At 61.0% G+C, this 15447-nt stretch carries 16 protein-coding genes; 9 read left to right on the top strand and 7 right to left on the bottom strand.

From position 1 onward, the window contains the following. Nucleotides 1-64 precede the first annotated feature (64 nt). Nucleotides 65-415 (bottom strand): hypothetical protein, encoded by a 351-nt coding sequence (locus AC1D17_RS04410; RefSeq protein ID WP_037099811.1) that lies wholly within the window; start codon nt 413-415, stop codon nt 65-67. A 441-nt stretch (nt 416-856) separates the two neighbouring features. Between AC1D17_RS04410 and ctrA the strand changes: the two genes are divergently transcribed. Beyond that, complete coding sequence (gene ctrA, locus AC1D17_RS04405; protein ID WP_037163974.1) at nt 857-1555, top strand: response regulator transcription factor CtrA; 699 nt, start codon at nt 857-859, stop codon at nt 1553-1555. A 219-nt stretch (nt 1556-1774) separates the two neighbouring features. Here ctrA and AC1D17_RS04400 read toward each other — a convergent pair whose 3' ends face one another. After that, a complete protein-coding gene (locus AC1D17_RS04400) occupies nt 1775-2137 on the bottom strand; it encodes a response regulator (RefSeq protein WP_477564191.1) in 363 nt (120 codons plus the stop codon). Between the two features lie 164 nt (nt 2138-2301). Continuing rightward, the gene (gene chpT, locus AC1D17_RS04395; RefSeq protein WP_477564190.1) at nt 2302-2949 is read right to left on the bottom strand and encodes a histidine phosphotransferase ChpT; all 648 of its coding nucleotides are present in this window, start codon (nt 2947-2949) and stop codon (nt 2302-2304) included. A 268-nt stretch (nt 2950-3217) separates the two neighbouring features. On the opposite strand from chpT, the gene AC1D17_RS04390 reads away from it, so the two are divergent. Together AC1D17_RS04390 and AC1D17_RS04385 are read left to right on the top strand one after the other, a co-directional pair. Next, nucleotides 3218-3808: a DUF1134 domain-containing protein gene (locus tag AC1D17_RS04390; RefSeq protein ID WP_477564189.1), complete on the top strand. Its 591-nt coding sequence runs from the start codon at nt 3218-3220 to the stop codon at nt 3806-3808. Between the two features lie 273 nt (nt 3809-4081). Further along, nucleotides 4082-5284, top strand: a complete 1203-nt coding sequence (locus tag AC1D17_RS04385; protein WP_477564188.1) for a hypothetical protein — start codon at nt 4082-4084, stop codon at nt 5282-5284. Between the two features lie 9 nt (nt 5285-5293). Here the strand turns inward: AC1D17_RS04385 and AC1D17_RS04380 are convergent, their stop codons facing one another. Beyond that, nucleotides 5294-6115 (bottom strand): TrmH family RNA methyltransferase, encoded by an 822-nt coding sequence (locus AC1D17_RS04380; RefSeq protein WP_477564187.1) that lies wholly within the window; start codon nt 6113-6115, stop codon nt 5294-5296. Nucleotides 6116-6127: 12 nt separating this feature from the next. After that, nucleotides 6128-6511 carry a hypothetical protein gene (locus AC1D17_RS04375; protein WP_477564186.1) on the bottom strand — a complete coding sequence of 128 codons (384 nt, stop codon included), beginning with the start codon at nt 6509-6511 and terminating at the stop codon, nt 6128-6130. Nucleotides 6512-6542: 31 nt separating this feature from the next. Between AC1D17_RS04375 and AC1D17_RS04370 the strand changes: the two genes are divergently transcribed. The 5 genes from AC1D17_RS04370 to rpoH all read left to right on the top strand — a co-directional run bounded on the left by AC1D17_RS04370 (nt 6543) and on the right by rpoH (nt 10335). Further along, nucleotides 6543-7565: an RluA family pseudouridine synthase gene (locus AC1D17_RS04370; RefSeq protein ID WP_477564185.1), complete on the top strand. Its 1023-nt coding sequence runs from the start codon at nt 6543-6545 to the stop codon at nt 7563-7565. A 62-nt stretch (nt 7566-7627) separates the two neighbouring features. Next, nucleotides 7628-8458 (top strand): helix-turn-helix transcriptional regulator, encoded by an 831-nt coding sequence (locus AC1D17_RS04365; RefSeq protein WP_477564184.1) that lies wholly within the window; start codon nt 7628-7630, stop codon nt 8456-8458. 105 nt (nt 8459-8563) lie between these two features. After that, complete coding sequence (locus AC1D17_RS04360; RefSeq protein ID WP_477564183.1) at nt 8564-8725, top strand: hypothetical protein; 162 nt, start codon at nt 8564-8566, stop codon at nt 8723-8725. Nucleotides 8726-8792: 67 nt separating this feature from the next. Further along, complete coding sequence (locus tag AC1D17_RS04355; RefSeq protein ID WP_477564182.1) at nt 8793-9125, top strand: DUF1127 domain-containing protein; 333 nt, start codon at nt 8793-8795, stop codon at nt 9123-9125. Nucleotides 9126-9429: 304 nt separating this feature from the next. Further along, nucleotides 9430-10335, top strand: a complete 906-nt coding sequence (rpoH, locus tag AC1D17_RS04350; protein WP_477564181.1) for an RNA polymerase sigma factor RpoH — start codon at nt 9430-9432, stop codon at nt 10333-10335. 90 nt (nt 10336-10425) lie between these two features. Here rpoH and AC1D17_RS04345 read toward each other — a convergent pair whose 3' ends face one another. Then, nucleotides 10426-12714, bottom strand: coding sequence for a hypothetical protein (locus AC1D17_RS04345; RefSeq protein WP_477564180.1), 2289 nt, complete (start codon nt 12712-12714; stop codon nt 10426-10428). A gap of 62 nt (nt 12715-12776) precedes the next feature. Further along, nucleotides 12777-14075, bottom strand: coding sequence for an adenylosuccinate synthase (locus AC1D17_RS04340; RefSeq protein WP_477564179.1), 1299 nt, complete (start codon nt 14073-14075; stop codon nt 12777-12779). A 459-nt stretch (nt 14076-14534) separates the two neighbouring features. Between AC1D17_RS04340 and AC1D17_RS04335 the strand changes: the two genes are divergently transcribed. Further along, entirely contained in the window at nt 14535-15446 is a 912-nt protein-coding gene (locus AC1D17_RS04335) for a DMT family transporter (protein WP_477564178.1), read from the top strand. The last annotated feature ends 1 nt before the right edge of the window (nt 15447 follow it).

Raw genomic sequence — 15447 nt, 5'->3', positions numbered from 1 at the left:
CGGACTTGAGTTAAGTCCGTGAGAAGGGCCTCTTGGCCAAGCCTCAAGCGCCCACTTCGCGCGCCTAAGCGCGCATGCGGGCACCGCTGTCGCGTTCTTCGAGCGCCGCGGCCTTGGCGAACTCCGCCTGAACCTCTTCCAGCGCAAGCTCCGCCGCATCCTGCTGTACCTTCAGTTCCCGGACCGAGACCTGGAGATTGTCTGCCCGCTGTCTCGCAGCCTTGGCAAACGTCGGATAGGCGAAATGGGTGGGATCGGTGATCCCGGACTTCTTTTCCTCGAACGTGATCTGGTTTTCCAATTCCTTGGTCATCCGCTCAAATTCGGACATCATCAGCTGCAGCTGGCTCAACTGACGCTGTTTCTCCTTCACCTGAAATTCCTTCAGGCGAACAAGGCTCTCACGTGACTTCATACGCAATACTCCCGTGATGCGAGACCCCGGTTACTGGATTTGACCCGTTCAACCGACTTTACGGCGTCGGAAACAAAAAAATTACAGCGATCTTAACAAAATCCTACCGCTGGTAACCTTTCGTTTACGGGCATCGTTAATCATAGAGACGATCATTTAAGGGTCAGTAAATGCCGCACGTTAATTTTGATGGTGGGCATAGATTGAGTCAGATGAGTCAGATAGCCGATTTCCTTAATGTGGCGCATTAAGGATGTCATTCTAGATTCACATGCAAAATCAGAGGACTGCAAAAAATATTTAACATTTCCGATACACCTTGCCAGAGTGAATCAGAATTTGTTAACCATTTGCTGGCAGCCTCCAAATCAGGCAACGACTGGATCCGTATCGCGTAAGGGGGCCATCAACGACCTTTCGGCGGCGGAAAAGGGGACAATTATGCGGGTTCTACTCATCGAAGACGACAGCGCGACAGCGCAGAGCATCGAACTGATGCTCAAGTCGGAAAGTTTTAACGTTTACACCACCGATCTTGGTGAAGAGGGCGTCGATCTCGGCAAGCTCTATGATTACGACATCATTCTGCTCGATCTCAACCTGCCGGACATGTCCGGTTACGAGGTTCTGAGAACCCTGCGCCTGTCCAAGGTCAAGACACCTATCCTCATCCTTTCCGGCATGGCCGGCATCGAGGACAAGGTACGGGGCCTCGGCTTCGGCGCCGACGACTACATGACCAAGCCTTTCCACAAGGACGAACTGGTTGCCCGCATCCATGCGATCGTGCGCCGTTCCAAGGGTCATGCCCAGTCGGTCATCTCGACCGGCGAACTGATCGTCAACCTGGATGCCAAGACCGTTGAAGTCGGCGGCCAGCGCGTTCACCTGACGGGCAAGGAATACCAGATGCTGGAGCTGCTTTCGCTCCGCAAGGGTACGACGCTGACCAAGGAAATGTTCCTCAACCACCTCTATGGCGGCATGGACGAACCGGAACTGAAGATCATCGACGTGTTCATCTGCAAGCTGCGCAAGAAGCTCGCAAATGCGGCCGGCGGTGCGAACTATATCGAAACCGTCTGGGGCCGCGGCTATGTGCTGCGCGAGCCGGAAGGCGATTTCGCAGAAAGCGCCTGATACCACCGGCCATTCCAGCCGGCGGTGTTTCGCATCCCGCATAATGCAGGGACGCCACGGCTGATCGTGCCGAACGTTTCGTCAAAGCCCGCCGATGATGGCGGGCTTTTGCGTTTCCGAACTTTGCAGGATACGGCAACACCTCTCTCGGAGGCGCACAGAAAAGCCGCAGCCTGAAAGGCAACGGCTTATTGGAAGCAATATCGGTTGGATCAAGGATCAGGCGGCGATCGACAGGCTGGCAAAAACGCTGGTCAGGATCTTGCGGTCAAACGGCTTCAAAAGGAAATCGTCGGCACCGGCGCGCTTGCCGGCCATCATCTTCTTCAAATCCGCCTCGACGACGCAGTAGTAGATGCGCACAGCCTTGCCATCCGGCAGATTGCGGATATTGGCAATCAGGTCCAGCGCGCCATCAAGGCCCGCATCGACGATGAGGATGTTGGGAAGTTCGGCTTCGCAGCGCACCAGCGCTTCAAGACCGTTTGCAGCCTCAGAGACGAGAAAATTCAGGCCGGAGAGGATACGCTTCCCGACCTTGCGCACGACGTCTGAATCATCGGCAATCATCAAGCGTTGCATCTCAAGCTCCTTCTCTGCGGCCTACTACATACGTGCTACAGGCCTTTGCCCGTCATGAATGACACGCGGCGCTGTAGCGGGAATTTAGGCCCTATCGACAACGGTAGGCCGCTTTGGCAAAGAATCAGTTACCGCGGAGACCCAAAAGCCGATTTTTCTCCACCTCAGGCTGCAATCATCTTTGCGGAAAACACGATTTCCTCGGACGTCGAGTTGACCTCGATCTCCATGCCGGCTTCCTCGGCAAGCAGGACCGTGTAGTAGGGCTGGATCGTATGGGCATCGACGGCCTCTTCGAGCGTACCGGAGAGAAGCTCGACCAGCTTCGGCGGCACGCGCATCATCCGGCCCTTGCAGATCAGCTTGAAGACCGCGTCATATTCCGGATTTTCCAGGACGACATCGATCGAACCACCGCGGGGAATGGCGCCGTAAGCAATCAGGAACAGGTTGAGCAGAAGCTTGACCCGGTTCTTGGCGATGATGACGCGCGGTCCGGTCCAGGTGACTTCCGTCTTCTTTTCAACGGATGCGAAATCTTTCGCGGCTTTTTCCGCTTCACCGGTATCGATAGAAGCGCCGACCGAGCCGGAAGCGCCAAACGCCAGCCGGGCGAACTTCAGCCGGACAGAGGCATTGAGCGCGCTGGTGCGGATGAGATCCATGGCATCGGCATCCGCCCCGCCCTCGTCGAGCAGTTCGAGACCGTTGTTGATCGCGCCGACCGGCGAGATGATGTCGTGGCAGACACGGCTGCACAGAAGCGCTGCGAGATCGGGACCGGTCAAGGTCAGGTTCGGGTTCTTTCCCATGGTCGTATCCTCAATGCCTTCGAGCGGCGCACAAGCGAGATCAGGCGGCCTTCCGCGATTCCCTTTGCCCAATTGTCTAGTCCGCGAACATTGCGCGGGCATAGCCTCAGGGCGAAGATCATAAAGACACCACATTTGGTAAACCGATTGTTAAGATCATCGGTTCAAATTGCTGGCAATCAGTCCGAACCCCGTGACAGTCTGGTACGGGGCAGGACAGCGGCCCGCGAATGACGTCGCAGGCGCTCCTGAATTTACGGAGAAGAACATGCAGCGGATCGTCAATGCCGTTAAATCCCCCTTCCTGCGCGCACTCGTGACCGTTCTGGCTGTCTTCAGCCTCACGCCGGCGGCATCGGCGCAGAATGCCAACGGCGGCCAGTACACGATGCAGGAAATCGTCGATGCCGGTCACGGCTTCTTCGGCTCGACATCGGGCGGCCTTGCCAAAGTGGTCGAAAACGCATTTTCCAAATACGGCCTGCCGAATGGCTACATTCTCGGCCAGGAAGGATCAGGCGCCTTCGTGGCTGGCCTCACCTATGGCGAAGGCGACCTCTATACGAAGAATGCCGGCCAGCATGACGTGTTCTGGCAGGGGCCGTCTCTCGGCCTCGACTGGGGCGGCCAGGGCAGCCGCGCGATGATGCTGGTCTACAACCTGCCGGCCGTTCCCTCGCTCTACAAGCGCTTCGGCGGCGTCTCCGGCTCGGCCTACGTGGTCGCCGGTGTCGGCATGACGGTGCTCACCGACGACAACATCGTTCTGGTGCCGATCCGCACCGGCCTTGGCGCCCGTCTCGGTATCAATGTCGGCTATCTGAAGCTCACCCAACAGCCGACCTGGAACCCCTTCTGAGGCAAGGGGGTCGCTGTTTTCCGAAAGTCTTTCCAGACGCCGCCGTGACTTGAAAAAATACGCGTGCGCAAATAGGTGAAGTGATATTGTCGTTCTGCTTTAGGGCGAATGTAACAAAAACCCTAAAGCACGTCGCGACCTTCAGATTCGCTTCTCGCGCTTTAGGTCTTCGATTTCACGCATGTCGTCATCGCAAAACCGCTACACACTTTTGCGCGACATGCTTTAGATTATAGTGTGCCGCCGTGTGTTTTGAATTGAAATGGCCAGCCCGTGATTGAATTCGCACTCCTGTTTGCCCTGGGTTTCCTCACCGCGGCTATCCTCGGCCTGTTGGCGGCACCGGTCGTCTACAGGCGCATCATCCGCTTTGCCGAGGACCGGCTGAAGGCAACGATGCCGCTGTCGCCGCAGGAAGTTCGGGCCCAGAAGGATGCGGCCCGCGCCGGTTATGCCGCCGAAAACGCCCGCACCAGCCAAACGCTGCAACGCGAGCGCGACAAGAACGTCGCCCTGCTGCTGCAGAATGGCTCGACGCTCAAGGAAACCCAGCGCCTTGCCGGTGAAAACGCCGACCTGCATACGCAACTTGCCGACATGAATGTCGAAGCGGCGGACCTGCGTTCGTCGGCCCGCCAGCTCGAGCAGAACATCGAGCGGCTGAAGGCGACTCTCGTGGATGTCGAGCGCGACAGCGTCAAAAAGGACATCGATATCAAAACACTGAGCAGACAGGTGGACCATCTTACCGGAGACATGGACAGCCTGAAAATCGACGTTGCCGCCCATGACGCGGAGGCCGAGAGCCTGAAAAGCCGCATTGCCGGCCTGAAGGACGAACGCGAGATACTGCGCAATGAACTGAAAGCGGAAAGCACGAAGGCGCGGGAACTGGAAGTCCGGCTTGCCCGCGACGAAACGCGCTTTCGTCAGTTGGAGGCAAAACTTGCCAGGGAGATGGCCGCCAATGCCGACAAGGACAGCTTCCTTGAGCGCAGGGGCAGCGAGATCGAACGCCTGAAGGTCAAGGTCAGGGATGCGGGCACAGACCTGCGCGATGCGTCAAAGGCGCTGCGGGCAGCCGGCCTGACCATGCCCGTGCGCCGGGAGAAAAAACCGGCAACGGATCCGGCAGCAGGCGGCACGTTGCTGACGGGAACACAGGACAACGCCGATGGGCAAAACGCCATGCCTTCCGTAGCAGCCATCGATCTATCGGTGCCGGCTGAATATGCCCGTAACCGGGCGGCGGCGCTTTCGGAGCAGCTGATCACTTCGGCATCGGCAGCGCACGACGACGCCTTGCGCGACGAAATTGCCGATATTGCAGCAACCATGGTGGCTTTGACAGCGGCCAAGGAAGGCCAGGGATCACCTATACCCGCCCTTCTCCAGGCGACAGGCACGCAGCCCGATCAAACAGACAAAAGTCTCGCCGCCCGCGCCCGCGACATGCTGCCGCCGCAACATCGGTAACCTCTGACGTCAGATAAAGCCGTTGATCATCGCCACCTGATGCAGCGCGATGCCTGTCGCTGTCGCGACGTTGAGACTGTCGAGACCCGGCCGCTGGCGAATGCGGGCCGTCTGGATCGACGCCATGAGTGTCTCCGGCAGCCCCTCGCCTTCGGTTCCCGCCAGAAGCACGGTGCGCGGCGAAGGCGGAATGTCGTGCAGTTCGGTTTTGCCGCGCGGCGACAGTCCCCAGATCGCAAAACCTTCCGCCTGCAGACGCCCGACAAGCGCCGTCACCGAGCCCTCGCGGGCAAAGGGCACGCTGAGCACCGCGCCGACCGATACCCGGATCGCCTTGCGGTACATCGGATCGCAACTGGTCTCGTCCATCAGGATGGCATCGATGCCAAAGGCAGCGGCGTTGCGGAACATCGAGCCCATATTGTCGTGATTGGATATGCCGCAGGCGGCCAGAACCAGGCCTTTCCTGGGAAGGCTGCCAACCAGCGCATCCAGGCGCGGTGCGGATTGGCGCTTGCCCAGCGCCAGCACGCCCCGGTGCATGTTGAAACCGGCAATGGCATCGAAGACCGGAGCACTGGCAACATAGACCGGAACGTCCGCCGGGAATTGGGCGAGGATGCCGCTGACACCATCGACGCGGTTTTCGAGCAGCAGGATAGCTTCAGCCTCAATGCCACGGCCCGCCTTATGGGCGGCAGCCAGCATCCGCAGCACAACCGTACCTTCGGCGATGAACCGGCCATGACGGCCGGTCAGGTCACGCTCCTTGATCGAGACAAAACCGGCGATGCGCGGATCAGCCGGGTCGTCGATGCGCAGCGGGATCACGTCCAGGCCTTCTCAGTTCGTCTTGACGGCAACATCCGCAACGATGCGGCCGGCAGCGATATCGAAGACGATCGCCTTGCGATCTCCACCGGCAACCGCGCCGTAGAACAGGATCTGGCCGCCCGACAAGGCAACGTTGGAAACTTCGAACCCGGCAGGCAGCGCGGCGATTGCCGTCACGGGGGCCTCGCCCGGCACTGCGACGGCGGCGCTTTGCGCCACATCCGTCTTGCCCGGACGCGTAAGCTTATAGACAATCGCGCCCAGCACGACCATAAGCATCACCAACATGACACCGGCCGAGACCAGCTGCAGCTTGATCATCTTGCGGCGCACGTTCTCCATCACCGGATCGAGCGGCTTGTCTTCCTGTTCGACGGGTTTCTGATTGGACATGGCTGGCCTTACCTTGCGGAATGGAACGAGAATGAACGACCCCTTTAAACAAGCCCCGGCGATTAGGAAAGTCCTCACGGCAAATGAGGATGCGTCCGGGCGCATGGACGCCTACCTCACGGAAGCACTGGGCGGCGAGTTTTCGCGCAACCGGATCAAGAGCCTGATCGAACAGGGCGAGGTTTCCGCCAACGGCAAGATCGTCAAGGAAGCCAAGAAGAAGGTGCAGCCCGGCGACGTCTTCGAGATCGGCCTGCCGGAAGCGGAAGACCCGGAACCCAAAGGCGAGGATATTCCCCTCGATGTGCTCTATGAGGACGACGATCTCATCGTACTGGTCAAGCCGCCGGGCCTTGTCGTTCATCCGGGCGCCGGCAACTGGACGGGTACGCTGGTCAACGCGTTGATCCATCATTGCGGCGCAAGCCTTTCGGGAATCGGCGGCGTCAAGCGCCCCGGCATCGTCCACCGGCTCGACAAGGACACCAGTGGCGTCATGGTCGTCGCCAAGAACGATATCGCCCATCGCCACCTTTCCGACCAGTTCGCCGACCACGGCCGCACCGGCCCGCTGGAGCGCGCCTACATGGCAATCGTCTGGGGCCGGCCGCGTGGCCTGAAGGGCACGATCGACGCGCCGCTCGGCCGCGCCGGCGACCGCGTCAAGCGTGCCGTCAAGCAGGAAGGGTCCGATGACGCCCGCGAGGCGATCACCCATTACGAAGTGATGGAGCGCTACCACGAGAAACCGGACGCGACCGCACTTGCCGCGATGATCAAGTGCAACCTCGAAACCGGCCGCACCCACCAGATCCGCGTCCACATGGCCCATATCGGCCATCCGCTGATCGGTGACCCGGATTACGGCGCCGCCTTCAAGACAAAAGCCAATTTGCTGCCGGATGCGGCAAAGGCGGTCGTCAACCGTTTTCCCCGCCAGGCTCTGCACGCCTTCATGCTCGCCTTCGAGCATCCATCGACCGGCAAGACCATGCATTTCGAATCGCCGGTTCCAGACGACATGCAGGAACTGGTCGAGGCACTGCGCGGCTGACACGGGGACTTGGCGAAGCGCCGCTTCGAGGCGTATAACCCTCCTCGAAACACGGAGCGTCCATGAGCCAGTTTTCGGCCAGGAAGATTCTCGATACCGAGATGGTCAGCGTCCACGACGTGCTGTGCACCGGCGAATGCCGGCACAAGAGCGACGAGGAATGTTCGCGCGTGACCAGCCTGGTGTTTCCCTATCGCGGTGTCTTCCTGCGTCACGTCGGCAGCAACGATACGGTTGCTGAGGCCAATCAGGTGCTGTTCTTCAACCGCGATGAGGACTACCGCATCAGCCACCCGGTGGAAGGCGGCGATGCATGCCTGAGCATGGCCGTGCATGAGGCAGCACTTGAAGAGCTCGTGCCCAAGGTTCACCGGGCAGAGACAAGCCCTTTCGTCTTCAACAAGCAGCGCCTGCGCATAGATGCCCGCGCGCAGGCACTCGTGGCACTGCTACGCCACAGCCTGCTCAGAGGTACCGCGGAAACGCTGGAGGCCGAAACGCTGGCAATGACGCTCGTGCGCCGCGCCGTTGGTGAAAGGACGGCCCGTGCCGCGACCGCCAGCATCGGCCGGCAAAAGCTGGTGGACCGGGCCAAGCTCATCCTCTCCTCCGACCTTGCCCGGCGCTGGACCCTGGCGGAGATAGCAAGGGAAGCCGGCGTCTCGCCGGTTTACCTGACCCAGGTCTTCCAGCAGGTGGAGGGGACGCCGCTCTATCGCTATCATCTGCGGCTGAGACTGGCCAAGGCACTCGACCTGCTCGGCAGTTACGACGACCTGACCGGCCTTGGCCTCGATCTCGGCTTTTCAAGCCACAGCCATTTCTCCTCCTCCTTCCGCCAGGCCTATGGCCGCACCCCGGCCGAATTCCAGCGCTTCGCCGGACTGCGCTGATCTTGCCGGTTTGACGGCGAACAAGATCGCTAAAGATTCTGACAGCGCCGCATCAGCCAAAATGGTCTTCTCTCCTGGTAGAACACACCAACCGGAGGAATGATCATGCAGGAAAACACATGCGCCGCCTGTGACTGCGAGCTCGATGCAAGCCGCATCGCCGTCAAGATCGGCGGCAAGACCGTCGAGGTCTGCTGCGAGGAATGCGCGCAGGCGCTGCGCGAAGCAGACGCTGCAATCCACGTCACTCAGGCATCGCAGGGATAGGACCGGAACCGGTCTCCTGCCTGCCGCGCCGGCCCGATAAGGGGCCGGCCTTTTCCGGAGCAACATCATGAAGAACGAACCTCATGTGATCGGCGATCGCGTGCCGAACGAACACGACCTGATCGCCGAGTTGAAGCTTGCGCCGCGGGGTGCCTCAGACGGGCAAGCGGATGCTGCGGCGCGGACAAGCGCCCTGCCACGTTTTCCGCTGCTGCGTGCGATCCTTGGATTTGCCGTCAGGGCCTTGCGGGAACGGCACAACCGGCTGGCATTGCTGGAACTCAACGACGAGCAGTTGAAAGACATCGGCGTGTCACGGTGTCAGGCCTATGGCGACGGATATAGCCGCTATCGCCGGGGTGTCACCAACGCTGACGAAGCGGGCGCAGAGCCCCGGTAACGGCAGGATTTCCGGATTGGTATCTGGAGGGGGGTTGATGATGAAGAACAGGACAACTCGCCGATCCATTGAGCCGCAACACAAAGTGTTACAAATGCCGATTCCGCCCTTGATATTTCGGGGGCGGACACAATTTACAGGCTGTAACCCAACTGGAGCATGCGCTTCTCTGGCTTCACATCTCTGTGAAACCGGAGTGCTTGAATCATGCTTTCACCGCACTTATCTATGAGCATGTGGGGTCGGACAGACCCACAAGCCCGGCTTGCCAGAAGGAGGCCGGAACGCGAAAGGGGGGTGCATTATGGCCCGCAGTACGTTACCGTCCATTACCGCCGGAGAAGGCGGTCTCAATCGTTACCTTGACGAAATCCGCAAATTTCCCATGCTTGAACCGCAGGAAGAGTACATGCTCGCCAAGCGGTATCAGGAGCATGACGACCGCAAGGCCGCCCATCAGCTCGTCACCAGCCATCTGCGCCTCGTGGCGAAGATCGCCATGGGTTATCGCGGCTATGGCCTGCCGATCGGCGAAGTCGTATCCGAAGGCAATGTCGGCCTGATGCAGGCCGTCAAGAAATTCGACCCCGAACGGGGCTTCCGCCTGGCCACCTATGCCATGTGGTGGATCAAGGCTTCGATCCAGGAATATATCCTGCGCTCGTGGTCGCTGGTGAAAATGGGTACGACCGCCAACCAGAAGCGGCTGTTCTTCAACCTGCGCCGTCTCAAGGGCAAGATCCAGGCACTCGACGAGGGTGACTTGAAGCCCGACCAGGTCGCGCATATCGCCACGACCCTCAAGGTGTCGGAAGCCGAAGTGATTTCGATGAACCAGCGCCTGTCCGGGGACGCCTCGCTGAATGCGCCGATCAAGGCGGGTGAAGGCGAATCCGGCCAGTGGCAGGATTGGCTCGTCGACGACCATGACAGCCAGGAAGACATCCTGATCGAGCAGGACGAACTGGAAAGCCGCCGCAACCTTCTGTCGAGCGCGATGAAGGTCCTGAACGACCGCGAACGCCGCATCTTCGAGGCCCGCCGCCTGACGGAAGATCCAGTCACTCTCGAGGACCTGTCGACCGAGTTCGACATCAGCCGCGAGCGCGTTCGCCAGATCGAGGTCCGCGCCTTCGAAAAGGTTCAGGACGCCGTCCGCAAGGCGGCGCAGGATCGTCTGAACGCCCTTCGGGTCGTCGAAGACGCCTGACCCCGGCGCCGGCTGCACAACAAAAACCCGGCTGGAGCGATCCAGCCGGGTTTCTTTTTGCCGTCTTGCCGGCGGTGACTGGCGGGCCGGCTACTGGCCGGCCGGCTCAGGCTTTGCAGCCAGGCTCCAGGCCTGCATGGCCTTGGTGAAGGCTTCGGTGCCGGCAGCACCCTTCTCCAGCGTCAACAGAGCGCGGCGGCCGTTGCGATAGGTCAACGGAATGTCGATCCAGCTGCGCGTGCGCAAAAGCTCGATATTCGTCGCGACGGCCTCGGGGAAGTCGTTGAGCGCGATCATGTGGAAATCTTCGGTGATCTTGGCAGGAACCGCGATCAGTGCATCGCCGCGATCCTGCTCGTTGCGCTTCATCGACACGCGCTGCACGCTATCGATACTGCCGCCTTCGAAATTCTCGGGCAGCGAGAAGACGAACTCGATCACATGGCTGGCCGGCAACGACGAGTCGGCATTGCGCTTGACCGTCATCAACGCCGTCAGGCCACGCTCCGGTACATTGATCTGCGCTTGCACGACCGGCTCCGGCTTGGCGTCGCCACCGGGGGATTCTTCCTTGACCGACCAAGCGACGTTGCCTTCGATTGCCGTTGGCGCCGACTGGCCCAGCCGCTCCTCATAGAGGAACATCTTCTGGGCGCCGGCTGGCACCTGCTGCGTTGCCGGGTCGGCCGCGGTTTGCTGTCCGGGGACCGGCTGAGCAGGCTGCGTGCCATTCGTCGTCTGGCCAGCCGGGGTGGTCTGCGTTGCCTGCGCGGTATCGACGGGCTTGCCCGCCTCCGTCTGCGCCGCCACGGACTTGCCTTCCTCGGTGGCATTCGCACCTGCAGGTGCTACCGCCGGACCTTGATCGATCTCGGAGCCGTCCTGCTGCAGGCGCTGGGTAAACTTGCCGCTGCCTTCGACCGCTGCGACGTCGGTATTGGCCGGCGTCTGTGTCTGGTTGTTGGTTTCCGGCGCGGTCAGGTCCTTGTTGCCCTCTTCAGGCACGGATGCTTCCGGCGTCGTCTGGCCCGGTATCCTGGCAGTGATGGATGCCAGCATGCCGGAGACCCATGAATTCACCGTGGTCTGATTTTGCCAATAGGCATAACCGCCGCCGCCCAGAATGAGGAGCAGCACCGCGCCAAGCCCGACAGCCTTCACATTCAATCGCGAGCGCTTCGGCTCAACCCGATAAGAAACGGGCCGCGCCGGCACTTCGACGTTTTCATCCACCGCAGCGGAAGCCTTGCCGGCCTGAGCCTCGGCCGCGGCACCAACGGCTGCGACCGTGCCGCCATGTGCGAGAAGCTCGTCGATCTCACTCCAGCTGTCATTGGCAGCTGTCCGCTGTTCGGGTTCAGCGGCAGTCGTCTTCTCGACAGGCCAGGACCAATCGGCAATTGCCGGTTCCGACGTTTCATCGGCAGAAGGCGCGGGAGCCTGGGTAAAAGGATCGCTATCGTCCCAGGCCCAGGCCTGTGCTGCTTCGCCCTGATCCTTGCCACCGGCGGCGTCGCTGCGCGGCGTCACCGTTTCGACAGGCTCGTACTGCGTCAGGTCGGGGATTTCATCGGCAACCGGCGCGGCTTCCGCAGCTTCGGTCCAGACCGGCTCGCTATGGGCGGTCGCCGGAACCGGATCGTTCCATTCCGGCAATTCCCATTCGCTGGAGGCCGCAAGTGCGGGCTTTTCTTCGACCGGCTTTTCTTCGGCCGGTTCGTCATGCGGTTCAGCGACGGCATCCGGAACCTGGGCCGTTTCCTCAGCCGCTGCTTCGCTTTCCTCTTGAGGCTCGAAAGCCACGGCGGCCGGATGCTCCGCCTCATCGGACGCGACTGCGTCCTGCTCGAGCTGTTCAGGCTCTACCGGATGAGCCGGCTCAGCCTGGGCATCGTCCTCTTCGGAAGAGATCGCGCTATCCGCCTCCGCAACCGTCTCCGGTTCGGGAGCCACGTGCTCCTCTTCCACTGGCAGCTGGGCAACCTCGACGGGCGCAGCGGCGGTCACATGGTCGTCGGGCTGTTCTGCCGGTTCGACGGCTGACTGGGGTTCGGCAGCAGGCGCAGGAAACTCTTCCGCCTCCAGTACCGCCGGCTCGGCAACCTGGTCCTCCGCCCCGGCCGCTTCGGGGACCGAATCAGTCAGCTGCTCGTCTAGCGGCGGAAGCGCCTCGGCGTGATCGTCCTCGACCTCGTTGATCGCCGCCTCGAGCTTGACCATCTGGCGTTCGATCATCTCGTCCGAAGGACGCGGCTTCATGCTTTCAAGCTGACGGCGGACGGCGCCGCGGGCCTTGTCATAGACCTTGGCCCGCATTTCGGGAACATTGTCCGACAGACCATCGACGGTCCTTCGAATAACTGCAACAAAATCCGCCATCAGAACTTTCTCATACCATCGGCGTGTTTACGCCAAACTCTTCCCTAGTCGTAAACGTGAGACTAGTCCTCAAACGGGTCCGTCACAAGTATGGTGTCGTCGCGCTCGGGGCTGGTGGAAAGCAGGGCGACCGGCGCACCGATCAGCTCTTCAACCTGACGCACATATTTGATCGCCTGGGCCGGAAGCTGCGCCCAGCTGCGGGCACCGACGGTCGATTCCTTCCAGCCTTCAAGCGTGATGTAGACGGGCTTGGCCTGCGCCTGCTGCGCCTGGCTTGCCGGCAGATGATCGATCTCAACACCATCCAGCGTATAGCCGACGCAAATCTTCAGCTCATCGAGACCATCGAGCACGTCGAGCTTGGTGAGCGCGATGCCGGTGATGCCGTTGGTGGCGACCGACTGGCGCACGAGGGCCGCATCGAACCAGCCGCAACGGCGCTTGCGGCCGGTCACGGTGCCGAATTCATGGCCTTTTTCGCCGAGGAACTGGCCGACTTCATCGTGCAGTTCGGTCGGGAACGGACCTTCACCGACGCGGGTCGTGTAGGCCTTGGTGATGCCGAGGATATAGCCGAGTGCACCAGGGCCCATGCCGGAGCCTGCAGCTGCCTGACCTGCCACCGTGTTCGACGAGGTGACGAATGGATAGGTGCCGTGGTCGATATCGAGCAGCGTACCCTGCGCACCTTCGAACAGGATGCGCGCACCCTTGCGGCGCTGGCGATCGAGCAAAAGCCAGACCGTTTCCATGAAGGGCAGAACGCGGGCAGCGATCGAGGAAAGCTCGGTCATGATCGCCTCATGGCTGACCTCGGCTTCACCAAGACCACGGCGCAGCGCATTGTGATGGGTGAGCAGACGATCGACCTTGGCGGGCAGCGTGTCGAGATCGGCGAGATCCATGACGCGGATGGCGCGGCGGCCGACCTTGTCTTCATAGGCCGGGCCGATGCCGCGGCGCGTCGTGCCGATCTTGGTGCCGCTGTTGGAGGCAGCATCCTCGCGGATGCCGTCCAGCTCGCGATGCAGCGACAGGATCAGCGTGGCATTGTCGGCGATGCGCAGGTTTTCCGGCGTGATCGCCACGCCCTGCTTGTCGAGCTTCTCGATTTCCGAGATCAGCGCATGCGGGTCGATGACCACGCCGTTGCCGATGACGGCAAGCTTGCCCGGACGCACGACGCCGGAAGGCAACAGCGACAGCTTGTAGCTGGTGCCGTCGATCACCAGCGTATGGCCGGCATTGTGCCCGCCCTGAAAGCGCACAACGATGTCGGCGCGCTCGGAGAGCCAATCGACAATCTTGCCCTTGCCTTCATCACCCCATTGCGATCCGACCACCACGACATTCGTCATTTCAGATTTCCTGTTTCCTTGGCGCCAGTCATGCGCTGTCTTCAAACCCGCGCATCTATACTGTTTTGTTTTTTGGAAAGCGACCCTGTTTAGGCCGGGATTCGGGGTTTTTGCATGGTAAAGACAGCATTTAGCACTCAGGGATTGCATCGGCACGCTGTTCGGCGAGACGGATTTAGCCCTGGATACTGATATAACGGCCGGGATCGGCCGGATATTCGTGCCTGATCGTACACCCCTTGCACCGTCAGGTCACCTGAAGCCCATAGGCTGCGAGGCGGCCAGCATCCAATCCCGCCGGCTCGGGCCTGTCACGCCCCCCCGTTGCGCAGGCAAGACCGCCAGGGGCCAATAATGCGGGCTTGCCTTCTGCGATCCGGGTTGATTCAATGCACGGGCAACGCTGCGCCGGCAAAAGCCGACAGGACAGCGCCCTGTCTTTTATCGCCCAGGAATACCGTGCCCGTCAATCTCCAAGCCTATATCATCCTTTGCATCACCACCCTGATCTGGGGCGGGAATTCCGTGGCCGGAAAAATGGCGGTCGGCCATGTCAGCCCGATGATGCTGACCGGCATGCGCTGGGTGATCGCCTGCATCGTGCTTTTGATTTTCGCAGCCCCGCAGGTGCGCCGGGATTTACCAGCGATCCGCAAGAACTGGCTGCTGCTGCTCGGCTACGGCACCGTCGGCTTCACCGCCTTCAACGCTTTTCTCTACTCTGCGCTGCAATATACCAGCGCCATCAATGCCGTGATCGAGCAGGCCGGCATCCCGATGGTGATTTTTGTCATGAACTACGTGCTGTTCCGCACCGCCTTCTCGATGGCGCAGATCGCCGGGTTCACGCTGACGCTGTTCGGCGTGGCGCTGACCGCATCGCATGGCGACCTGACCACCCTGCTCGCGCTCGATCTCAATCAGGGCGATGCGCTGATGATGGCCGCCGTTCTCGTCTATGCCGGTTATACCGTGGCGCTGCGCTGGAAACCGGAAATCCACTGGAAGAGCCTGATTGCGATCTCCGCCTTCGGTGCGCTGGTCAGCAGCATTCCGCTGGTTATCTGGGAGCTTTCCACCGGCCGGATGATCTGGCCCGACACGCAAGGCTGGGTCATCGTCGCCTATGCCGGTCTCCTGCCCTCTCTGGTCTCGCAGATCCTCTACGTGCGCGGCGTCGAACTGATCGGCCCCAACCGAGCCGGCCTGTTCATCAACACCATTCCGATCTTCGGCACGCTGCTGTCGATCGCCTTGATCGGCGAGGCGCTGCAGACATTCCATATCGTCGCCATGGCGCTGGTCTTGGGCGGCATCGCGGTGGCGGAGCGCGGCCGTCCTCGCCCGGCCGCACAGGCCGGGACGCAGTAGA

Source organism: Pararhizobium sp. P1_E7 (assembly GCF_056405855.1).
This window is presented reverse-complemented; position numbering and strand designations above follow the sequence as displayed.